Annotated in this window: 20 protein-coding genes; 8 read left to right on the top strand and 12 right to left on the bottom strand. The window is 58.5% G+C overall.

Annotated features, from left to right (window positions below; all coding sequences use genetic code 11):
• Nucleotides 1-46: 46 nt before the first annotated feature.
• Together ACVWXE_RS02675 and ACVWXE_RS02680 are read right to left on the bottom strand one after the other, a co-directional pair.
• Nucleotides 47-1,435, bottom strand: a complete 1,389-nt coding sequence (locus ACVWXE_RS02675; protein ID WP_457489518.1) for a homoserine dehydrogenase — start codon at nt 1,433-1,435, stop codon at nt 47-49.
• Nucleotides 1,436-1,648: 213 nt separating this feature from the next.
• Nucleotides 1,649-2,440 carry a GvpL/GvpF family gas vesicle protein gene (locus ACVWXE_RS02680; RefSeq protein WP_457489519.1) on the bottom strand — a complete coding sequence of 264 codons (792 nt, stop codon included), beginning with the start codon at nt 2,438-2,440 and terminating at the stop codon, nt 1,649-1,651.
• 249 nt (nt 2,441-2,689) lie between these two features.
• Between ACVWXE_RS02680 and ACVWXE_RS02685 the strand changes: the two genes are divergently transcribed.
• On the top strand, nt 2,690-3,316 hold the full coding sequence (locus tag ACVWXE_RS02685; protein ID WP_414374913.1) for a DUF3318 domain-containing protein: 627 nt from the start codon (nt 2,690-2,692) through the stop codon (nt 3,314-3,316).
• Here ACVWXE_RS02685 and surE read toward each other — a convergent pair.
• Nucleotides 3,239-4,045 carry a 5'/3'-nucleotidase SurE gene (gene surE / locus ACVWXE_RS02690; RefSeq protein ID WP_414419291.1) on the bottom strand — a complete coding sequence of 269 codons (807 nt, stop codon included), beginning with the start codon at nt 4,043-4,045 and terminating at the stop codon, nt 3,239-3,241. The genes ACVWXE_RS02685 and surE overlap by 78 nt on opposite strands.
• Before the next feature lie 175 nt (nt 4,046-4,220).
• Between surE and gap the strand changes: the two genes are divergently transcribed.
• Nucleotides 4,221-5,237 (top strand): type I glyceraldehyde-3-phosphate dehydrogenase, encoded by a 1,017-nt coding sequence (gene gap / locus ACVWXE_RS02695; protein ID WP_457384723.1) that lies wholly within the window; start codon nt 4,221-4,223, stop codon nt 5,235-5,237.
• 132 nt (nt 5,238-5,369) lie between these two features.
• On the opposite strand, the gene ACVWXE_RS02700 is transcribed toward gap, so the two are convergent.
• The 5 genes from ACVWXE_RS02700 to dpsA all read right to left on the bottom strand — a co-directional run bounded on the left by ACVWXE_RS02700 (nt 5,370) and on the right by dpsA (nt 10,120).
• Complete coding sequence (locus ACVWXE_RS02700; protein ID WP_457489520.1) at nt 5,370-6,668, bottom strand: AmpG family muropeptide MFS transporter; 1,299 nt, start codon at nt 6,666-6,668, stop codon at nt 5,370-5,372.
• A 597-nt stretch (nt 6,669-7,265) separates the two neighbouring features.
• Nucleotides 7,266-8,234, bottom strand: coding sequence for a Gfo/Idh/MocA family protein (locus ACVWXE_RS02705; protein ID WP_457489521.1), 969 nt, complete (start codon nt 8,232-8,234; stop codon nt 7,266-7,268).
• A 303-nt stretch (nt 8,235-8,537) separates the two neighbouring features.
• Nucleotides 8,538-9,167, bottom strand: a complete 630-nt coding sequence (locus ACVWXE_RS02710; RefSeq protein ID WP_457489522.1) for a (2Fe-2S) ferredoxin domain-containing protein — start codon at nt 9,165-9,167, stop codon at nt 8,538-8,540.
• Nucleotides 9,151-9,429, bottom strand: a complete 279-nt coding sequence (locus tag ACVWXE_RS02715; protein WP_414399291.1) for an Asr1405/Asl0597 family protein — start codon at nt 9,427-9,429, stop codon at nt 9,151-9,153. Before ACVWXE_RS02715 ends, ACVWXE_RS02710 begins: the two co-directional genes overlap by 17 nt.
• Before the next feature lie 139 nt (nt 9,430-9,568).
• Nucleotides 9,569-10,120: a DNA starvation/stress protection protein DpsA gene (gene dpsA / locus ACVWXE_RS02720; RefSeq protein ID WP_457441926.1), complete on the bottom strand. Its 552-nt coding sequence runs from the start codon at nt 10,118-10,120 to the stop codon at nt 9,569-9,571.
• A gap of 287 nt (nt 10,121-10,407) precedes the next feature.
• On the opposite strand from dpsA, the gene ACVWXE_RS02725 reads away from it, so the two are divergent.
• On the top strand, nt 10,408-11,670 hold the full coding sequence (locus ACVWXE_RS02725) for a YcjF family protein (RefSeq protein WP_457489523.1): 1,263 nt from the start codon (nt 10,408-10,410) through the stop codon (nt 11,668-11,670).
• Here the strand turns inward: ACVWXE_RS02725 and ACVWXE_RS02730 are convergent.
• Together ACVWXE_RS02730 and hslO are read right to left on the bottom strand one after the other, a co-directional pair.
• Nucleotides 11,662-12,666, bottom strand: coding sequence for a glycosyltransferase family 2 protein (locus ACVWXE_RS02730; protein ID WP_414343206.1), 1,005 nt, complete (start codon nt 12,664-12,666; stop codon nt 11,662-11,664). The two genes, ACVWXE_RS02725 and ACVWXE_RS02730, sit on opposite strands and share 9 nt — an antisense overlap.
• A gap of 47 nt (nt 12,667-12,713) precedes the next feature.
• On the bottom strand, nt 12,714-13,604 hold the full coding sequence (gene hslO / locus ACVWXE_RS02735) for an Hsp33 family molecular chaperone HslO (RefSeq protein ID WP_414328989.1): 891 nt from the start codon (nt 13,602-13,604) through the stop codon (nt 12,714-12,716).
• 342 nt (nt 13,605-13,946) lie between these two features.
• On the opposite strand from hslO, the gene ACVWXE_RS02740 reads away from it, so the two are divergent.
• The 4 genes from ACVWXE_RS02740 (at nt 13,947) to ACVWXE_RS02755 (ending at nt 16,513) form a co-directional block, all read left to right on the top strand.
• A complete protein-coding gene (locus ACVWXE_RS02740) occupies nt 13,947-14,432 on the top strand; it encodes a globin family protein (protein ID WP_011433053.1) in 486 nt (161 codons plus the stop codon).
• Between the two features lie 63 nt (nt 14,433-14,495).
• Entirely contained in the window at nt 14,496-14,981 is a 486-nt protein-coding gene (apcB, locus tag ACVWXE_RS02745) for an allophycocyanin subunit beta (protein WP_011433054.1), read from the top strand.
• A 166-nt stretch (nt 14,982-15,147) separates the two neighbouring features.
• Entirely contained in the window at nt 15,148-15,351 is a 204-nt protein-coding gene (locus ACVWXE_RS02750) for a phycobilisome linker polypeptide (RefSeq protein WP_011433055.1), read from the top strand.
• Between the two features lie 133 nt (nt 15,352-15,484).
• Complete coding sequence (locus ACVWXE_RS02755) at nt 15,485-16,513, top strand: ABC transporter ATP-binding protein (RefSeq protein ID WP_457489524.1); 1,029 nt, start codon at nt 15,485-15,487, stop codon at nt 16,511-16,513.
• Between the two features lie 130 nt (nt 16,514-16,643).
• Here the strand turns inward: ACVWXE_RS02755 and ACVWXE_RS02760 are convergent, their stop codons facing one another.
• Nucleotides 16,644-18,284 carry a 2-isopropylmalate synthase gene (locus ACVWXE_RS02760; protein WP_457489525.1) on the bottom strand — a complete coding sequence of 547 codons (1,641 nt, stop codon included), beginning with the start codon at nt 18,282-18,284 and terminating at the stop codon, nt 16,644-16,646.
• 71 nt (nt 18,285-18,355) lie between these two features.
• Nucleotides 18,356-19,249 carry an arylamine N-acetyltransferase family protein gene (locus ACVWXE_RS02765; RefSeq protein ID WP_457489526.1) on the bottom strand — a complete coding sequence of 298 codons (894 nt, stop codon included), beginning with the start codon at nt 19,247-19,249 and terminating at the stop codon, nt 18,356-18,358.
• A 107-nt stretch (nt 19,250-19,356) separates the two neighbouring features.
• Here ACVWXE_RS02765 and ACVWXE_RS02770 point away from each other — a divergent pair, with 107 nt between their 5' ends.
• Nucleotides 19,357-20,550, top strand: coding sequence for an RNA-guided endonuclease InsQ/TnpB family protein (locus ACVWXE_RS02770; RefSeq protein WP_457489548.1), 1,194 nt, complete (start codon nt 19,357-19,359; stop codon nt 20,548-20,550).
• Nucleotides 20,551-20,579 lie beyond the last annotated feature (29 nt).

Genomic DNA, 20,579 nt, shown 5'->3' on the forward strand with positions numbered 1-20,579 from the left:
CAGCGCGTTCGCGTCAGCGGTGCGGAGCATTTTGGATCTATAGCAGCTAGCGCAGCACCCGAAATAGGCTGGGGATCCCGGCCACCTGGGGCAGTTGTTGGATCTCGGCCAGCGCCTGCCGGCAGTCGGCCTCCCGGACGGTGTGGGTGAGAATCACAATCTCCGCCTGCTCTTGGTGACATTCCTTTTGGGTAATGCTCTCCAGGCTAACCCGGTGGCGACCGAAGCAGGTGCCAATCGCCCCCATTACCCCCGGCTGATCCTGGGCCAATACCCGCACGTAAAACTCCGACTCCAATTCCGAGAGAGGGATCAAAGAGGCGGCAGCAGGAAAGCAGGGGAATCCCCACAGCGGATTGGGGGCATCAGCCCCCGTTTGCCGGTGGGCAATCAGGGTCAGCAGATCGCCAACAACGGCACTGGCAGTCGGCCCCCGCCCCGCCCCCGGCCCCGACAGCACCACCTGCCCCAAAGGATCCCCCTGCACCAGGACGGCATTGTCCACACCGTTGATGTTGGCCAAGGGGTGGGTAGAGGGCAGAAGGGTGGGGTGAACTCGGATGTCCAAGGCCATCGTGTTGCTCCGCAACGCTGTCGCGACCGCCCCTTCCCCGTCATCCAAGGGCTCCGCCCCGCTAGCGCGAACAGGATGGGCCCTTGCTGCTCCGCAATGCTGACGCAACTGGGCGATGGCCAAGAGCTTGAAGGTGTAGCCCCACTCGCGGGCATAGCGAATGTCGGTGGGGCTGATGCCGCGGATCCCTTCGCAGGGGATGGCTTCCCGCTTCACAGACACCCCGAAAGCAAGGCTGGCCAAAATGGCGATCTTGTCGGCGGCATCCCACCCTTCCACATCGGCGCTGGGATCCGCTTCGGCGTAGCCGTGGGCCTGGGCCAGGGCCAGGGCTTCCTCAAATGAGCTGGCCGCCTGGGTCATCTGGCTGAGGATGAAGTTGGTGGTGCCGTTCACAATGCCCCAGACCGCCTGGATGTGGCTGGCCTGCAGGGACTGTTGCAAGGGCTGCAGAATCGGGATCCCGCCCCCAACTGCCGCTTCCAAGAGCACCGAGACTTTGGCTTGGGCTGCCGCCTGAAAGATCTCCTCCCCGTGGCGGGCGATCACCGCTTTGTTGGCTGTGATCACCGGTTTGCCGTGGTCAATGGCTTTTAAGATCAAGGTGCGGGCCGGCTCCAAGCCCCCCATCAGCTCGATGACCACGTCGATTTCCGGATCCGACACGATTTGCTCCAGATTGGTGGTCAGGCGCTCAGGCGGGATCCGCACTTGCCGTGGCTTGTCCAAAGAGCGCACCCCCACCGCCGCAATCTCAACCGACTGCAAGAGAGGATGCCGGGGTTGCTGCAGAATTTGCACAACACCCGTGCCAACCGTGCCCAGCCCCAATAGCCCAACTCGTTCGCGGTAGCGGCGCATAGCGCTTTAGACCACAACTCTTCCTTTTGCCTGCTGTTCCCGTTAGCGGGACGGAGTCCTTTGCCCTGTGAGGGCTCCGCCTCGCCAATGCAAACAGGAAGCGGACGGGATCCCCTCACCATTATCACGCTTGGATCCACGCTCTGCTAACGCGACCGCGATCCTCGTGCGGAGCACTTTGAACGGTGTCGGCCACTCCAAAGTTGGGATCTATCACCTGTCGGCCAGGGGATCCCGCAGGGCACGGACAAAGTGATAGGGGGGCAAAGGGGCGCTCCAATCCAGTTGCCAATGGGGGTGCTGATCCAGCCAGGTTTGGGTGAGCTGAAGGGCGGCTTCCCACTCGGCAGGAGTGAGCAAAAAGTAGAGCCGCAAGGCTTCTCCTGGCTGGGGATCCCCCCTTTGCACAGGCCAGGTGGAAGGCCAAAGCTGCTGTAGGGCTTGCTGCTCCTGCTCTTGCTGCTCTTGGGCCTGTCGTTGCTGGAGATAGGCTTGCTTGCGGGCCAACAGATAGGCCGTCCCGCTTAGGGAGGGCTGTGGCTCCGGTTGGGGCTGAGGTTGAACCCTTCCTTTGAGACAGTACTCGGCCCGCCCCCCAATGGCTGCGAGGGCTTGTTCGTACTCCGTCTGCCGGGACAGCAGATGGGATCCCAGCTTTTCTGCTGAGAGGAAGCAGGTGCCAAAGCGCAGGGGCAGCACCGGCATCTGGGCGAACAGCCGGCAGATCACCTGATCGTGGCGCAGGGCAGAACGCACCAACACCTCATCCGAGACTTGCAGCGACTCCGGATCCGGCATCGGCTCCACAGCAGCGGCAATTCGGCTGCCTGTCGGGGAGAACACCTGCACCGACCGATGGATCCCCTCAGTTTGCCGGATGAAGGGCAAAAGTTCTGGAGCTGGCTGCGGGAAGAAGGCGTAGGTGTAAAGGGGGCTGTTGATACTCTGCTCATTCCCGTCAGCAGTACGGAGCACTTGGGGTTCTGGCTGAGCTGGGAAGGTCATGGTCTCGGATTTAAGACGAGTAGGTAAGACGGGTAGGCTCGCCTTCCCAGTCTACGCAACCTAGGATTGGGATCTTTGAAACCTACAGGGTTCCACCTATAGAGTTCCACGGCCAGAGTTCCACGGCCAGCCTGGAGATGCGATAGACTAACCTCGCATTGGTTCTACACAGGGCTGTGGTGTCGGGGGCCGGAACAGCGCCCGTGTTCAGGCGGGCTCCCCGCCTCAATGCCCCTAACAGGTGAGGCCATGAACAGCCGCCCAGATTTCAAATCCTTTGAAAAAGAAGAAACCGAACGGTTGCGGGATCTGCTCCCCGCTTCTTTCCGACCCTTGATCAGCGTCGTTCCCCACTTCGGGGGTGAAGCCCTGCTCATCTCCCGCCGCAAAGCCCCTTGGCAGCCCCAGGGCACCATCGCCATCGATTTTCGCCGTTGGCAAGGGATCCCTCAGCCACAGCGGGATCTGTTGTTTCTGCGGGAGGTGGGCTGGCTGGACAATCGCAACTGGCTGCAGCCGGGGTTTTACCAGTCGCTGGCCTTGTTCGGGGGCATCACCACCGTGGCGGAGCTCTCTTTGCAGCACCCCTTTTCCGCTCTGTTGGCAGGTGGCATTACGGCTCTCTCCGTCCGGCAGATCTGGCAAAACCTGAACCGGGAGAGCGCCCATTTCGACGCCGATGAATTTGCCCTGCGCCGTGCTCAGTTTCGCGGCTACACCCGACAGGAGGCCGCTCAACACCTGGCAGATGCCATAGAACAGGTTCTGAAGCTGGATCCCACCGATATCCTGACGGCGCTACGGCTGCAACGGCTGAGAACCATTGCCCGCAACCTGGCTTCTACCCCCCCCAGCGGAAACGCCTGGTCGCGTTAGCGGGACGGAGTCCTTGGCCAGTTGCACTTGGGTGATGGCCACCCGACCGGAGAAGCAGATGTCGGTATCGGTTTGGGGATCCCGAGCGCGCTCCGCATAGCGGCCCTGATAGCGAAACCACAGCGACTCTGCCCCATTTCCCTCGGCTTCCACTGCATAATCGAGCGGCAGGGGTTGGGTGCAGAGGGGACAATAGACCCGCTCCGGCAGAGGGGATCCGGCGGGCAAGTGAGGCAGGTTCACATTCCAAAACGCCCCCCTGGGCAGGGGTTGTTCCATCAGCTCCGCCAAGATTTCCCGCGTCCACCGCTGGGCTTGCTCCCAGTCGATGGGTTGGCCCCCTGCTCGGTATTGGGAAATGGCAATTCCCGGGATCCCGCGCATCGCTGCTTCCCGTACCGCCGCCACCGTTCCCGACAGATACACATCCGATCCAAGATTTCCCCCCTCGTTGATACCGGAAAGCACCCAATCCACCGCTGGGGCCAGCTTGAATAGGGCCACCCGCACACAGTCGGCAGGGGATCCCTCGACGGCAAAGGTGCGCTCGCCGCGGGCCAAGGCTCGAAAAGGTCGCCCCGTCGTCACCTGGTGGCTGCAGCCGGAAATCTGCTGGTGGGGGGCCACAATCCAACAGTGTTCTTCCGGGATGAGAGAGTTGAGGGCCAACTTGAGGTTGGCCAGCCCGGCAGCCTCGATGCCGTCATCGTTGGTCAGCAATACCTTCATTCCTACTTTTCCCTTCTGCCGGCAACTTCTTGGGTGAGTCCCAGTGGCAAATCTGGAGATCTTGGGTGCAAAAGCGATGGGGATCCCGTTCTTCTTTTACCCTATCCCTAGGGGGGCAGCGTCTCCCATGCCGCGTCCCCTGATCCATCGTATAAACTGATACCGGAGGATTGCGATGACCACACGGGTAGCCATTAACGGATTTGGTCGCATTGGGCGGGCCTTCCTGCGGGTGCTGCTGTCTCAACCAGCTCCAGAGCTGGAGGTGGTGGCAGTCAATGACCTGACCGAACCCGACAACTTGGCCTACCTGCTCCAGTTCGACTCGGCCTATGGGCGCCTGCCCCAAACCGTGAGCGCGGTGGACGGGCATCTGCAAATCGGCAGCCACCTGAAAGTCCGGGTTTTGGCAGAGCGGGATCCGGCACAACTGCCCTGGAAAGATCTGGGGGTTGACCTGGTGGTGGAATCGACCGGCTTGTTCACCAAACGAGACGGGGCCGCCAAACACCTGGAAGCCGGGGCCAAAAAGGTGATCATCTCTGCTCCTGCCAAAGGCCCCGACTTGACGGTGGTGATGGGGGTCAACGATGACCAATACGACCCGGAGCGGCATCACATCATCTCCAATGCTTCCTGCACCACCAACTGCTTGGCGCCGCTGGCTAAGGTCTTGTTGGATCGCTTCGGCATCGAGACCGGCTTTCTCACCACTTGCCATGCCTATACCGCCACTCAGGCAATTGTGGATCGCCCGGATCCCAAAGATTATCGGCGGGGCCGCTCAGCAGCAGTGTCGATCGTGCCTTCCACCACCGGGGCCGCCACGGCAGTGGCCGAGGTTTTGCCCGCCCTGAGAGGGAAGATGGATGGCCTGGCGCTGCGGGTGCCCACCTTGACCGGCTCGATTGTGGACTTTGTGGTGCGTACCGAGCAGCCCATCACCAAAGAAGCCGTCAACCAAGCCTTTATCGAGGCTGCAGAAGGCCCGCTGCGCGGCATCCTGGCCATTGCTCCACCGGAGATCGTCTCGGCGGATATCGTCGGGGATCCCCACTCTTCCATTGTGGATTTGGGATCCACCATGACCTTAGGGGATCGCACGGTGAAGGTGCTCTCCTGGTATGACAACGAGTACGGCTATGCGGCGCGGCTGGTGGATCTGGCGGCCAAAATCGGGGCTGCGCTGTAGGCGGCCATCCCCGTTGCGTTCAAGGCAAGGCTACCGTCAGCAGCGAAGAAAGCAGGGCAGAGATAACGGGCTGCTCATTCGCCACCATGGGGTGGAAAGGCCAACGGTAGACACAGACGGCTGGAGGGGCAGCTACGGTTCAGAGGCTTCCCCTTTTGCAGCCGTGGTCAGGGCTGCAGTCGATGAAGGGGGGCCAAGCCACAGCAGGATCACCATTGCCGGAGCGGCTGTCATCGCCGTGATCAGATAAAACAAAGGCCAATTGACCGCAGCCGCCAAATAGCCTGACACAGCCCCGGCCAAGGTTCCCCCCACGGCAAATACACTGGTGAGCAAAGCATACTGGGTGGCACTAAATTGCCGGTCGCAAAGGCTCATCAAAAAAGCCAGAAAAGCAGCCGTGCCCATGCCCCCGGCCATGTTGTCGAAAACGGTTGCCCCCACCAGCAGCGGATAGTTTTGCCCCACCAACCCAATCGCTCCCAGGCCCAAATTGCCGATCCCTTGCAAGGCTGCGAAAATGAACAGACAGCGGTAGGTGCCGATGCGGCTGACCCACTCCCCCCCCACAAAAGCCCCAGCCAAGGTGGCCAACAAGCCTATCCAACTGCGGATAATGCCCAGATCGCTGGTGCTAAACCCCGTCTGCAACAAAAATGTGGGGGTCATTTGCCCTGCCAAGCTATCCGGCAACTTGAAGCAGACCACAAACAGCAGGATCGCCCAGGCCAAGCGGTGCCGCCAAAAAGATTGAAACGGCTCGATGATGGCCGACCGCAAAGAGGTAGGCTTGAGGGCGCTGTTTTCCGGCTCAGGGGCCAAAAACGAGGTAATCAACCCGATCAACATCAGCAGCGCCATGATCCCGTACACCTGCCACCAGGGCAAATAGTCCGCCAAGATCAAGCTCACGCCACTGCTGACCAACAGCGCGATGCGGTAGCCAAATACGAAAATCGCTACCCCTGCCCCCATCTCCCGCTCCGCCAAGATATCGGTACGGTAGGCATCCACCGCGATGTCCTGAGAGGCGCTCAAAAAAGCCACCAGCAACCCCACCAGAAAGATCGGGCGGGTGAAAACCGTGATTCCCGGCCAAGTCTGGGCCAGCTCTTCCCATCCCAAGGCTTCCAGCCAGGTTTGGGTCGGATCCTGAAAACCCAGTAGCCCTATGCTGAGCAGCAACAGCACCTGGGTCAGGGCCATCCACCCCCGCCGCCGACTGCCCCGCAGGGATCCCGGTGCCGGCAACAGAAATCGATCCAGAACAGGCGACCACAAGAACTTAAAGGAGTAGGGCAAATTGAGCAGGTTAAACAAGCCGATGGCAATGGTGGTCAAGCCCGCTTGGGTCAGCCAAGCATTCAAGGTGGTGTTGATCAGCAGCAGCGGCAAACCCGAAGAAAACCCCAGCAGCAGCAGAACGCCCATCTTAGAGCTGCCGTAGACGCCCAACATCCGCCTCAAGACGCTTGCCCCCGCCTCAATCATGACTAGCCCTCCCCGCCATCCTGTCTATTTTCAGGGATCCCTGTATTGCCAGTATGGTCATTTCAATTAAACTAGGGCACTGCACCCACACCTAAAACTCTGAGTGCAGCAGGCTATAGGGCTTTTCAAGGACTCCGTCCCGCTGGCGCGATCAGCAGCCCAGGCGTCTCACCTTAACCTGAAATGACCATAACATCCCAGTGAAACTCCCCATTGCGTAGCTCCCCTCTCTCAAGGGGAGAGCATGACTCTAGTCAATAATAAGCTCAACTATACTGAAAATAATGTATAATATGTTCAGTACGGATTACTACCAGTTGATCTTTCTGTTTACTTTCGAGTCTGCCAACATGGTAGCCAAAGCAAAGCAGAAAATTGGTAGTAAGACGACACGGAAACTGCGCTTTGGGTATTCTACTCAAAGCTTTGCGGGATACCGCCATTCTGTTTGGAAACAAACAGAATGCTATCGCTGCATAGTTGAACAGTGATGTTCAGCAGTGTTCAGCATAAATGTATCAGGGACTTCCCTTAGGGCTAATCCTGAACGCAAACCACCTGCTGGGTTTGGGCAGATCGCTCGGCTGCCTCGGCCACCGCCAGGGCGTGGAGCATGTTTTCAGTATGGATATAGAGGGGTCTGCCGTGGCGCAGGTGATCCAGCACCATGCGGGTGTCTTGCTCGAACAGGCCGTGGCGGGATCCCGTCTCTAGAGGGTGGGCGCTGCCGGGCCGCAGCAACGTTGCCTCTTCGCCGTTGATCAATAGGCCCCCCCGTTGACCGTGGAACTCCAGTAGCCGCTGCGAGCACCACAGGGAATCCCCCTTGCCATAGGTCAACACCGCCAGCAACCCACTGGCAAAACTCAGCTGGGCTGTGCAGTAGCAACTGCTGTAGCGGTGGGGCAGATCCGGCCCGTCGTAGCGCAGTTGGCAGCTCACCCGTTCTACCCTGCCCAACAAGTCCACCAAGCGGTGGATGCGAGAAACGGCCCCCATGAGGGGGAAGCCAAACAACTCAGGCCGATAGGTCCAGCGATCGGGAGCGGGGTGGGTGGCGGTGAGAGTGATGTAGCGAACGGCAAACAGCTTGCCCAACCCTTCCAGCTCTTGTTTCAGCAACCGGTGAACGCCGCTAATTAGCTCGATGTGTTCGACGTGCAGCAGCACTTGCCGCTCGGCTGCCAATTGCACCAAGGAACGCGCTTCGGCAGCGCTGAGGGCGAGGGGATATTCCACGACGGTGTGGATCCCTGCCTCCAGAGCAGCACGGGCAATGGCGGCATGATCCCGATTGATGGTGCTGACAAAAACCAGATCCAGCCGCTGCTCGCCCAACAGAGAAGACCAGTCCGAATAGGCGACGGCCCCCAACTCGGCGGCAAAAGCATCGCTCCGGTCGGGAGCTCGACCGGCAACAGCGACAATCTGCACTTGCCCATCTTTGCGCAAGGCCTCGGCCCGTGAGCGAGCTGCGTAGCCGGTGCCGATGATCCCCACCCGCAAGGTCTGTTCCCTCCCCTAGCCTGCCTCTGTCTGTAGCATCACACAGGAGGGATCCCTTCCACCAGCTGGCAATCGGGATCTCGCTCTCCCCAGGTCTACTGCTGCACCCTTTGCACCATTCATTTCCGATTGCAGCAACCTGTGTGATTGTGTTGGCTCTCCTCTCCCGGGGGGCAAGGGCAGTCAATTGCAGCCCACCACCGGGAAAAAGAAAGGAATCTGTCTCAAACCAACCCAAAGCGGCTCCTCTGCAGAAGGAAAATCACTCGTGCCCGCCCCACAGAGCCGTTCGCCGATGGAGGGTCAGCGTGGGCATTGGGAAGAAGCCGCTGTCTCAACCTGCTGTACCCGCGACGCAATGGCAAAATGCCGCTCCAACAAAGCCGGGATCCCCTGGGGGGAAACGCCGCTATAACGAGCCTTGTCGGGCATAAACACCACATGGGGGCCCCGTTTGCAATCTTTCATGCAGCCCACCCCCTGCACGCAAATCGAACCGGAGTAGGCGGCCAAGTGGGCGTTCAGGGCTTGCATCACCGCTCCGGCCCCACGCCGATAACAGTCGGATTTCTGGCAGACCAGCACCTTACCTTTGACCTTTGGGACAACCGGCTCCGTCTCACCCCCGGAAGCTGGAGCTGTCGTCAAAGACATACCCCCCGCCCTCTCTCCGAGGGGAACCACCCGGTAAAGCACCCACTTCTCTCGCCCTTTGTGCGGATCCACCTCCCGCTCCCCACAGATCTGCACGGTGTCTCCAGGTTTGAGGGTGCGGTAGAGGGCAGAGCGCAGAGACTTGGGGATCTTGCCGGAAAAAATGTCAGCCCCAGCCTGCCAACGCAGGTACTTGAGCTTGCCATCCTTATCGGGAAGAAATCCCAAAAACTGGCCCTCCGACTCAAACGGGATTCCTTGCTTAGGGAACTTGCTCATCTTGACCCCCAGCCTCTGTGTTGAGCTGCCAACAAACCTCTAGGCCATCCAATAACTCCTGTCGCCGCGCTGTGTGCTGACGGATCACACTGCGCACCTGTAGAACAGCCAATGGAGTACTCACCTCCACCCGCAGACGACCATCTCCTGTACAAATCGCCGGGATCCCCAATTCCATCAGCCGCCGACCAACGCGCCAGCGCTCGCCCAGAGGAATGTTCAAGAGATAGCCGCGCTCAGAGTCCAGAAAGGCGGGGTTCATGGCCGGGATCAGCACCTCAGAGGTAAAGAATGGTAGAGAAAAGAATGGTAGAGAAATGAAACAGATTCTCAATAGCTTTTCAAAAAAAAGCCAGAGGTCGGAAACCAGGCAGGCTCAAGCCCACCTGTGGACCTTCTGGCTAGGCTCTGCCGTTCATCAAGCCGAACACCAGGCTGTCGTTGGCCAGGAAGTGATGGAGATGGAAAGCGCGATCCTCTGTTTTCAACAGGATCTGCTCGTAGAGGTAGCGGGTGGCCCGATCCCCAAGGCTCTCCGCCTGGGCTGCCTGCCGCCGCAGCAGATCGATGATGGCCTGCTCTGCCGCCAGGTCGTTCATCAACATTTGCCGTGCCTCAAAAGCTCCATCCGGCTCAGGGGTAAAGCAGCAAAGCTGGGCCAAGGTGGTAAAGCTGGCTACCGGCACACCTCCCAGCCCTTCTAGGCGTTCTCCCAGGTTGTGGACATGCTCCCTCACCTGCTCGTAGTGATCTTTGAAGAGTTGGTGCAGCGGATAGAACTCAGTGCCCTCTACCACGAAGTGATGCTTCTGGTACTGCAAGTACAGCCCCTGGAAGCTGGCCAGCAGGGCGTTCATCCCCTCGCAAACCGGCTGGGTTATCTCAGTGCCAAGCAAGACAGGATTGTCGCGCACGCTGTTGAAAGACTGGCGCAGGGTTGAAGTTTCGGACATAAAATTCTCCAGCACAAGTTAAAAGGAGCTGTGAATCCTAGAGCGCCCGCCATAGCGGGCCTGGGATCCCTGGGTATTTGCCTCCAAGTTTAGCATAGTGCAGAAAATGGCTCTTGTGAATAACTCTCAATAAGCCCGTTGTTGCAGATCCCTTTGGAGTGGGATCAGGGCGCAGACAGATTGGCCCTTGGCTAGGTCAGTCTCCGGTATCGGAAGAAACTTGGCAGTAGGATCCGCCCTGAACTACCTTTGTGGGGCTATCGGCCTTAGGGGAAGAAGCAAGAAGCATGTCTCAGAAAAGCCCATCCTTCTTAGAGAAACTGACTGACCTAACCCGCCAAATTGTTGACCGTGCCCGAGGCATCCCAGAAGCTTCTGAATCTCTCGAGAAGCCAGAAGCCTTTAAGTCTTTCTGGAATTCGGTGTCTCAGATACTACAGAAGGACCTCCTAGAGGCGCAGACAGAGTTGGGCCACTGCAACATCCTGGTCATTGGCAAAAACGGGGTGGGCAAGAGCACCTTGGTCAATGCAGTGTTTAGAGATGAGCTGGCCCGTACCGGTGTTGGCAGCCCCGTCACCCGCCACATTCGTCAGTATTCCAAGCCAGGTTGCCCAATCACCATCTACGATACACCTGGCATGGAACTAGACGGTGAACAGAATCAGCAAGTTCGCCTGGAGGTTTCCCAGCTTATCGAGGAGCTGCGCTTTAAGGATCCTGAACATCACATCCATGTTGTTTGGTACTGCCTCCACCACGAACTGAAGCGGTTGGAGGAAGTTGAACGCAAATGGCTAAAGGAGTTGGAACTCAAAGACGTTCCCGTCATCTTGGTCTTAACCCAATGCTTGGAATATCCCAATCCTGAAGAGAGCGAGTTTTTCCGGTATTTGCAGCATCAAAATTTGCCTGTCCGCTACATTGTTCCCGTTTTGGCCCGCAACAAGGCGATTAACCGGCAAATTACCATTCCTGCCCACGGGCTGGAGCACCTAATTGGCTGCACGCTAGAGCTTTTGCCGGAAGTGGCTCGCCTTGCCTTTATCCGCCAGCAATTGCTGCGGGTGGATCTCAAAGCCGAGGCTGCCTTTAAGTACGTATCAGGCTATGTGGCCAGTGCAGCGTTTATCGGGGCAGTGCCCCTTCCCTTTGCAGATGCCCCTCTGTTGGTTACAGCCCAAGCAGGCATGATTGCCAATATCAGCTTTATTTTTGGCTTCGAGGCTTCCCCTTCTTTTTACTACTCTTTGATAGCCGCTTTGGCAGGCACTACAATTACAACAGCAATCGGGCGAACGATTGTGTCCAACTTGCTGAAGATGATTCCCGGCCCGGGGATTGTAGGCAGCGCTATCCAATCCACTACGGCAGCCACCCTCACTCTCTCTCTGGGCCTGGCCTATATCGAGCTGATGAAGGCCATCGCCCGCGCCAAAATCCAAGGGATCCAGCTATCTCCAGAAGAGATGAAAGATATCTTTATACGCGAGTACCAAAGTTATGTTGCCTCGGGATCCAAAACTCTGAAAGATGACTTTTCATCCTAGCTTTTGCGTAGGTACTGAATCTAGGGCAGGGGAAGGTCGTGGGGTCTCAAACCCAAAGGTGCCATCGACCAGGTAGAGGGGGCGGCCTTTCACTTCTTCAAAAACGCGGCCTAAATATTCGCCAATCACGCCCAAGCTGATCAGCTGGATCCCGCCCAAAAACAAGATCATCACCGCTAAAGAGGCATAGCCAGGTACATCGGAGCCAAAGAGCAAGGTGCGGATGATGAGAAAAAGGCCATACAAAAAGGCTGGAACCGAGATCGCCAACCCTATGTAGCTCCACACCCGCAACGGCCAAGAGCTAAAAGAGGTGATGCCTTCTATGGCTAGGTTCCACAGCCGCCAGTAGTTCCACTGGGTTTTGCCGCGAAAGCGGGGGGCGCGATCGTAAAAAATGGCCGTTTGCCGGTAGCCCACCCAGGCAAAGATCCCTTTCATAAAGCGGGTGCGCTCTCGCAGCTGTTTAACTGCCTCCACCACCTGCCGATCCAGCAGTCGAAAATCCCCCGTATTGCGCGGGATCCGCACCTGGCTGAGTTGATCAATCAACCAATAGAAGCCGTTGGCTGTAAAGCGTTTTAGCCAGCTCTCCCCGCGGCGGCTGCGGCGCACCGCATAAACCACCTGATAGCCCTGCCGCCACTGCTGCAGCATCTCCGGGATCAGCTCCGGCGGATCTTGCAAGTCGGCATCGATGGGAACAACAGCTCGACCAGAGGCGTGATCGAGGCCGGCGGTGAGGGCGATCTCCTTGCCAAAACACCGGGAAAGGTTCACCACTTTGATGCGGGGATCCTGATGGTGAAAGGCGATCAGCTTTTCCAGTGTGTCGTCTTGGCTGCCATCGTTGACACAAATGATCTCGTAGGGAATCCCTAAAGGATCCAAGGTCTGCCGCAGACGCTCAAACAGGTGTTCCAGGTTGTCCGCCTCATTTTTGCAGGGGACAACAACCGATAATTCAACCAACTCAACCGGGGGCTCAGACAACATCGAGAGGTGTCAGAATCGGGATCCCGTAGTTGGCCATCATTGTGCCATCAGGGGGTGGCCGACATCTCCGCCACAATCGAGCGCAGCTCGTCTTCCGAGATGCGGTAGACCTCGTTGCAGAATTGGCAAACCGCTTCTGCCCCCTTGTCGGTGTGGATCATATCGAGCAACTCGTCCCGCCCCAGCATGCGCAGGGCCCCCTTCACTCGGTCGGAATTGCACTTGCAGTAGAAGCGGATGGTGCGCATTTCCGGCGCAATTTTCAGATCCAAGTCGCCCAGGCAGATTTGCAACAGCTCCCGCAAGCCGCCGCCACCAGCCAACATCGGGCTAAATTCTTCCACTTTGGCCAAACGGGCTTCCATCTCTGGGATCAGACTGGCCGGCGCCCCTGGCATCAGCTGCAACAACACTCCGCCGGCGGCGCGTACCCGCTGTGAGTCGAGATTTACTCCCAGAAGGACTGCCGAGGGAATCTGCTCTGAGGAGGAGAGGTAGTAGGTGATGTCGTCTCCCACCTCTCCCGAAACCAGCTCCACCGCGCTGGTGTAAGGCTGGCCATACCCCAGATCCCGCAGCACATGGAGGTAGCCATAGCGCCCAACGGCTTGGCCCACATCCAACTTGCTCTCGGCAGTGAGAGGAAGCTCAATGGCGGGGTTGCTCACATACCCGCGTACCGTGCCATCCAAGCCGGCATCCACCCAGATGTTGCCCAAGGGGCCATTCCCTTTCAGTTGCAGGTTAATCCGCGCCTGGCGTCGCTTCAAGTTGGCCGCCAGCAACAGGGCTGCGCTCATGGCCCGCCCCAAGGCCACTGTCGCCACATAGGAGAGCTTGTGCCGCTCCCTTGCCTCTTGTACCGCCTGGGTGGCCACCAAGCCCACCACTCGGATTTTGCCTTCTGCCGCCGTGGCCCGGATGAGGTGATCCGGCAGAGATGAGGGCGTACCCTCAGAAATACCTTTCGCTCGCTTCAATCGTTCTGACCCAGAGGCATCCGTCATCGCAACCTCAACGCATGTCTTAAACCAAGCCTGCAGGGATCCCCTGGCGACTCAGCCTTCATTCTAAGTGAGTCTAAGTGAGATTGTAGCCCCTCTCTTGCCGGACTTTGGGGAGGGAACTGCCCTGTCGGGGCGGGAATGGGACTGTCCCTTTTCTGGGAGAGATTTTAAGAAGTGTGAAGATCTGAGATGGCAGACGGCAAGCATATCGGAAAATAACTTGCGGGTATGCTCGTCATACTCTTTAAAAAATCGACTTGAGGATGGATATCCATGAGTGTTGTTACGAAATCGATTGTGAACGCGGACGCGGAGGCCCGCTACCTCAGCCCGGGGGAACTGGATCGGATCAAGTCCTTTGTCACCTCGGGCGAGAAGCGGTTGCGCATTGCTCAAGTCTTGACCGAGTCTCGTGAGCGCATCGTCAAACAAGCTGCCGACCAACTCTTCCAGAAGCGCCCCGACATTGTTTCTCCGGGGGGCAATGCCTACGGGGAAGAGATGACGGCGACTTGCCTGCGGGATATGGACTACTACCTGCGCCTGATCACTTACGGCATCATTGCCGGCGATGTCACCCCGATTGAAGAGATCGGCCTGGTGGGTGTTCGCGAGATGTACAACTCCCTGGGCACACCCATTCCGGCGGTGGCCGAGAGCATTCGTCAAATGAAGCAGGTGGCCATGGGTCTGCTCTCTCCTGACGATGCGGCTGAAGCCGGCTACTACTTCGACTTTGTGGTGGGGGCAATGAGCTAATCCCTCATTGTTTTTGCCGCACAACCCTTTGCTGTTCGTCGATTTGGATTTAGGAAGCTCATCATGCAAGACGCAATTACTGCTGTAATCAACAGCTACGATGTTCAAGGCAAGTATCTGGACAGCTCGGCCATGGAGAAGTTGAAAGCCTTCTTCGCCACAGGCGAGCTGCGGGTGCGGGCGGCTGCCACCATCGCGGCCAATGCCTCCACCATCGTCAAGGATGCTGCTGCCAAGGCGTTGCTGTACTCTGATCTCACCCGTCCTGGCGGCAACATGTACACCACCCGTCGCTATGCTGCCTGCATCCGCGACATGGACTACTACCTGCGCTACGCCACCTACGCCATGCTGGCCGGGGATCCCTCCATTCTGGACGAGCGGGTGCTGAACGGGCTCAAGGAGACCTACAATTCCCTGGGAGTGCCCATTGGGGCAACCATCCAGGCCATCCAAGCCATGAAAGAGGTAACTGCCGCTCTGGTGGGTGCTGAGGCCGGCAAGGAAATGGGGGTGTACTTCGATTACATCTGCTCTGGCCTGAGCTAACTCCCGGGGTCATTGCCTCAGGGGAGGTGCATTCTTCAACGAGCACGGCGGGCGATTTGCCACAGGGATCTGGTGTGCTAGCTGAAGTACGCGAGCTTTCTGGGGTGAGTCGCCTGTTCTGCTGGTCGAGATAGCCCATTTTGTTGTTGAGCGGGGATCCCATATCATGCGCATGTTCAAGATCACGGCCTGTGTGCCCAGCCAAACCCGAATTCGCACCCAGCGGGAGCTGCAAAATACCTACTTCACCAAGCTGGTGCCCTATGAGAACTGGTTTCGGGAACAGCAGCGCATCCAGAAATCGGGTGGCCGCATCCTGAAGGTGGAGCTGGCCACGGGTAAGCCTGGGATGGACGTAGGACTGCTGTAGTTCCCCTATTCGTTCGTTGCTTTCCCTCGGATACTGAGAAATAGCCCTCTGCAGATCCGGTATGCCCAGCTCTGGAAGCTCTGTTCTTGGGGTTGGGGTAGCGGATCTGGCCGTTTTGTAGGGGTGGGGGTAGATGTTGCCCGATGTGCCGACCCGGTTGGAGCCAATCATCGCTGCCCACAACCTGAGCAAGGTTTACCCGGTGGCCGTCAAGGATCCCGGAGTGGTTGGCACCCTGCGCCACTTTTTTCGCCGCACCTATCGCTACATCCCGGCGGTGCAGTCCGTGAGCTTTCAAGTTCAGCCGGGGGAGATGGTGGGATTTTTGGGGCCCAACGGGGCGGGCAAGACCACTACCCTCAAGATGTTGACTGGTTTGATCTATCCGTCCGGCGGCACGGTGCAAGTGGTGGGTCATGTGCCCTACCGCCGGGAGCCGGCTTTTTTGCGGCAGATCACCCTGGTGATGGGGCAGAAGCAGCAGCTCATCTGGGATCTGCCGGCGATGGACTCTCTGCGCATCAACGCTGCCGTTTACGAGATCCCCGAAAAAGAGTTTCAAACTCGGGTGGGGGAGCTGGCAGAGCTGCTCGACCTAGAAAGCAAGCTGAAGCAACCGGTGCGCAAGCTTTCCTTGGGGGAGCGGATGAAGGCGGAGCTGTTGGCGGCTCTGTTGCACCGCCCGCAGATCTTGTTTTTGGACGAGCCCACCTTGGGGTTGGATGTCAACGCCCAGGCCGGCGTGCGGCAATTTCTGCGGGATTACAACCGCCGCTATGGAGCAACGGTGCTGTTGACCAGCCATTACATGGCCGATATTACTGCGCTGTGCCAACGGGTGCTGGTCATCAACGCGGGGCAGCTCATGTACGATGGCGACCTCGAGGCATTGCTGGAGCGCTTTGCCCCCTACCGAGAGGTGAGGTTGAAATTGGCTCGCCCTTGCCCTGTTGCCCAACTGCAGCTCTATGGAGAGGTGCGCACGGACGGGGATCCGGGCAGCTGTGAGGCGCGGCTGTGGGTGCAGCGGGAGCAGCTCACCCAAACGGTGGCCAAGCTCTTGGCAGAGCTGGATGTGCTGGATCTAACGGTAACCGACCCGCCCATCGAGGAAGTGATCGGGCGGGTGTTTGCGGATGGGATCCCTTCGGCCAGCCCATAGGGTCATTTGCAACAGGGTTAGGTTGAGCGTGGGCTCCCTTCTTCCCCAAGAGGAGAGGGGCTGGGGGTGAGGGTCAGCAGCGAAGGATCCCAGCTTTGTTGGAAACGACTGAGATTCCCTAACCCTTCCCTCAGATCTTCTGGGCAGCAGCCTCGCGCTGGTCAGCCGTCGAGCGTGCCGCGTGCAGCGCAGAGTAGAGCTTGTTGAGGGCATTCATGTAGGCTTGGGCCGAAGCGACGATGATGTCGGTGTTGGCGGCATGGCCGGAAAAGATGCGGTCTTCGTGGCGCAGGCGGATGGTGACTTCCCCAATGGCGTCGATGCCGGCAGTAACCGATTGGACAGAAAACTCGATTAACTTGTTGGGGATATTGACGATGCGGTTGATGGCCTTGTACACCGCATCCACCGGGCCTGTGCCCACAGCAGCGTCCACCCGCTCTTCTCCTTCCGGGGTTACCAGGCGCACCGTGGCGGTGGGAGCTTCCCGATTGCCACACACCACTTGCACATGCTCCAGGCGATAGAGCTCCGGCACCGGGCGAGTTTCGTCGTTAACAATCGCTTCCAGATCCAGGTCGGAGATTTCTTTTTTCTTGTCGGCCAGTTCTTTGAAGCGCAAGAAGGCTCTGTTCAGATCTTGCTCCGACAGCTCGAACCCCAGTTCTTTGAGGCGGGTGCGAAAGGCGTTGCGGCCCGAGTGCTTGCCCAACACCAAGGTGCTCGATTGCAGGCCGATGGTCTGGGCGTCCATGATCTCGTAGGTCTGGCGGTTTTTCAGCATGCCGTCCTGGTGGATGCCGGATTCGTGGGCAAAGGCGTTGGAGCCGACGATAGCCTTGTTGGGCTGCACCAACATGCCGGTGAGGTTGGAGACGAGGCGCGAGGTGCGATAGATCTCCTGGGTTTTGATGTGGGTGAGAGGCTTCTCGGAGTCCACCGGCAGGCCGAAGTAGGGGTTGAAGTAGCTGCGCCGCACGTGCAGGGCCATCACCAACTCTTCCAGGGCTGTGTTGCCGGCCCGCTCACCAATGCCGTTGACCGTCACTTCCACCTGACGGGCGCCCTGCTTAATCGCTTCCAAGAAGTTGGCCACCGAGACGCCCAGATCGTCGTGGCCGTGCACAGAAAGGATCGCTTGCTTGATGTTGGGCACGTTCTCGCGGATGCCCTTGATCAGTTGGCCGAACTCCTCCGGCATGACGTAGCCGACGGTATCGGGGATGTTGATGGTTTTGGCCCCCGCCCGAATGGCCGCCTCGATGACCTGGTATAGGAACTCTGGGTCAGAGCGGGTGGCGTCCATCATGGAAAACTCCACATCCTCCACGAAGGACTTGGCGTAGGCCACCATCTCTTCGGCAATTTGCAGCACCTCAGCGCGGGTTTTGCGCAACTGATACTTCAGGTGAATGTCGGAGGTGGAGATGAAGGTGTGGATGCGGGGCTTGGCAGCGGGCTTTAGGGCTGCAGCGGCTGCCTCAATGTCCGGCTTGAGGGCGCGGGCCAGGCTGCAAATCACAGGGCCATCGGGCGTTCCCACCTGCTCGGCCACTTTCTGCACAGCCTCGAAGTCACCGGGGCTGGCATAGGCAAACCCCGCTTCGATGATATCGACGCCCAGCCGGGCCAACTGCCGGGCAATGGCCAGCTTCTCTTCGGTGTTGAGGGTGGCGCCGGGGCACTGCTCCCCGTCTCGCAGGGTGGTGTCGAAAATGAGTACATGATCCAAAGCTTGGCCATCAAACCCGGCGACCGCGGCAGCATCCATAACGGTTACTGGGATAACGAAACACTACCTCATTATTCTGACATTAACTGGGACATTAACTGGCAGGGGTTCTAGCCTTGTTTGGGGAAGATTTGGGTGGGCTCTGTTGAGACGTCATTGGGCTTGGGTCTTGCAACCTTTCCCCTGGGATCCCCAGCGGCGGCAGGAGATGGGGGAAGGCAGATCCCGAAGGCGCAGGCGAGCAGTTGTTCATACTCTTTCTCATCCCTGAGAGGGCGTTCCCAGCGGCCTTCTGGGGTGGTCTCGATCCACTTAAAAGAGCCATTGGCGCGGGCGGTGAGGGTAATCCGTCCGGTTGGAGTGGCTAGGGTGCAAAGGCGCAGCCGAGTAAACATCGATTCTGGCGAAGTTTGGTGAAAGTGGCACATGGGCTCGAACTCCTGCAGGGAGCGTGGGATCCGATCCAGAAGAAACAGAGTTTTCCAGGTGTGATCCGGCTGTTCCTGCTGAATGAGCCAATACCGACGAGCGGTGGGATCCCCTGGCCAAGGGGTGAGGCGGTAGCGTCCTTCAGCCTGGGCTTGAATCCCGGGATCCCCCAGCCGCAACGGCTCGCGAAAGGCCTCCCCATACCCCACATCTGCCAGCCAGGCTTCATCGCCGATGTTCACCTGCACAGCCAAGTGGTCGCACTCAGGTCCAAAGCGGACATCGGACTCCGTCGGAGTAGCGCGAACGGCGCGGCTCACCTGTCCTGAGAGCAGGTGTACCGAAAACCCCATTCCCTGCAAGGCAGCGGCCAGCAGGCTGTTCAGCTCAAAGCAAAAGCCGCCCCGCCGCTCTCGGACGATTTTTTGGAACAAGAAATCCCGCTCCAGGCGAATGGCACGACCCCGATGAATGTCCAGATTTTCAAACGGCACCCGTAGCAGGTGGGCTAGGTGGATCTGGCGGAGGGTTTGCAGGGTGGGCTGGGTGGAGCCAACGTAGCCGATCCGATCCAAGTAGGCCCTGATTTGGGAGGGGGTCAGCTAGAAATCGCAGGAGCCCCGCACTGTACCCGTAGGGTCAGTGCCGGGAGGAATGCGCTTTGATGAAGTACAATGAACTTATGAGCCAAGTCCTGACCATATCCTGTAAGCTCAAGGCGTTCCCGTCACAAGCCGCCAAATTGGACGCGACGATGGATGTCTTTGTGCAGGCACTGAACTGGGTCAACCAGAACACGCCGGAGAAGATCGTCAATGCGGTCAAACTGCAATCCCTTTGCTACTACGAGATTCGAGCCCGGTTCGGCTTGTCCAGTAACTTGGCTCAACAGGTCTGCAGACGGGTGGCCGGCGCTCGCAAAGTGGCGAGACAGCGCAACCGTCCAGTTAAAGAGTTCAAGCGTAGGTTCGTTACCTACGACGCACGTATCTTTTCATTCCGCGAGAAAGACTGGACGGTGTCGCTGACCACGGTGGAAGGGAGAGAACGCTTTGAGCTAGCCATTGGTAACTACCAGAGGGGAATGCTGGCTGGCTCTAACCCCAAATCGGCCACCCTAGTCCAGCGGAAGGATGGCTCCTACTACATCCAGATTTGCGTAGAGGAAAAGCCACCCAAGCAACAAGATACCGACAGGGTGATCGGGGTGGACTTGGGCAGGACGGATATCGCCCATACGTCAGAGGGGGACAATTGGAATGGGCAGCAGTTGAACAGAGTCCGCGACCACTACTCCAAGCTGAGGGCGGCACTCCAACGTAAAGCCAGTAAGGGCACACGCAGTTCGCGGCGCAGATGCAGAGAACTGTTGCAACGGCTGTCTGGCAAGGAGAGACGCTTTCAAGTGTGGGTCAATCATCGCATCTCCAAAGCTATTGTCTCCAGGGCAAAAGCCACAAACAGCGCTATCGCTCTGGAAGACCTGACAGGGATCCGGAAAAGAGTCAATCAACAACCCCGCAGCAAAGCCGAGCGGCGCAGGGCCAACAGTTGGGCGTTCTACCAACTACGCCAGTTTCTGGAATACAAGGCGAGGGTTGCAGGGGTTTCTCTGGTTCTTGTGCCGCCTGCCTACACGTCGCAGACCTGTCACCGGTGTTTGCACATCCATCCCGATCCTGCGCAATCCTATCGCAGTGGCAAGTCGTTCAAGTGTGGGCACTGTGGATGGGAAGGGGATGCGGATTTGAATGGTGCGAATGTGATTGCGCTTTTGGGGGCTGTCGTAAACCAGCCTAGAGGTCCAGGCCTGTTTTGTTCTCTGGTAGAGCAGAGCAGGCCCAGGGCTACTGAAAGCCCGCTCCGTACCGCTTAGTGGTCGGAGCCGGGTAGTTTACTGGCTCT

The organism is Thermostichus sp. MS-CIW-41, from assembly GCF_054058915.1.

What these genes read in the sequence shown, in the direction of transcription:
- ACVWXE_RS02710 (WP_457489522.1), bottom strand. Translation starts at nt 9,167, where the DNA reads ATGAGCAAGTTCCCTAAGCAAGGAATCCCGTTTGAGTCGGAGGGCCAG.
- ACVWXE_RS02760 (WP_457489525.1), bottom strand. Translation starts at nt 18,284, where the DNA reads ATGGATGCTGCCGCGGTCGCCGGGTTTGATGGCCAAGCTTTGGATCAT.
- ACVWXE_RS02675 (WP_457489518.1), bottom strand. Translation starts at nt 1,435, where the DNA reads ATGCGCCGCTACCGCGAACGAGTTGGGCTATTGGGGCTGGGCACGGTT.
- dpsA (WP_457441926.1), bottom strand. Translation starts at nt 10,120, where the DNA reads ATGTCCGAAACTTCAACCCTGCGCCAGTCTTTCAACAGCGTGCGCGAC.
- gap (WP_457384723.1), top strand. Translation starts at nt 4,221, where the DNA reads ATGACCACACGGGTAGCCATTAACGGATTTGGTCGCATTGGGCGGGCC.
- ACVWXE_RS02750 (WP_011433055.1), top strand. Translation starts at nt 15,148, where the DNA reads ATGCGCATGTTCAAGATCACGGCCTGTGTGCCCAGCCAAACCCGAATT.
- ACVWXE_RS02715 (WP_414399291.1), bottom strand. Translation starts at nt 9,429, where the DNA reads ATGAACCCCGCCTTTCTGGACTCTGAGCGCGGCTATCTCTTGAACATT.
- ACVWXE_RS02685 (WP_414374913.1), top strand. Translation starts at nt 2,690, where the DNA reads ATGAACAGCCGCCCAGATTTCAAATCCTTTGAAAAAGAAGAAACCGAA.
- ACVWXE_RS02700 (WP_457489520.1), bottom strand. Translation starts at nt 6,668, where the DNA reads ATGGGCGTTCTGCTGCTGCTGGGGTTTTCTTCGGGTTTGCCGCTGCTG.
- ACVWXE_RS02755 (WP_457489524.1), top strand. Translation starts at nt 15,485, where the DNA reads ATGTTGCCCGATGTGCCGACCCGGTTGGAGCCAATCATCGCTGCCCAC.
- ACVWXE_RS02770 (WP_457489548.1), top strand. Translation starts at nt 19,357, where the DNA reads ATGAGCCAAGTCCTGACCATATCCTGTAAGCTCAAGGCGTTCCCGTCA.
- apcB (WP_011433054.1), top strand. Translation starts at nt 14,496, where the DNA reads ATGCAAGACGCAATTACTGCTGTAATCAACAGCTACGATGTTCAAGGC.
- surE (WP_414419291.1), bottom strand. Translation starts at nt 4,045, where the DNA reads ATGAAGGTATTGCTGACCAACGATGACGGCATCGAGGCTGCCGGGCTG.
- ACVWXE_RS02680 (WP_457489519.1), bottom strand. Translation starts at nt 2,440, where the DNA reads ATGACCTTCCCAGCTCAGCCAGAACCCCAAGTGCTCCGTACTGCTGAC.
- ACVWXE_RS02725 (WP_457489523.1), top strand. Translation starts at nt 10,408, where the DNA reads ATGTCTCAGAAAAGCCCATCCTTCTTAGAGAAACTGACTGACCTAACC.
- ACVWXE_RS02730 (WP_414343206.1), bottom strand. Translation starts at nt 12,666, where the DNA reads ATGTTGTCTGAGCCCCCGGTTGAGTTGGTTGAATTATCGGTTGTTGTC.
- ACVWXE_RS02740 (WP_011433053.1), top strand. Translation starts at nt 13,947, where the DNA reads ATGAGTGTTGTTACGAAATCGATTGTGAACGCGGACGCGGAGGCCCGC.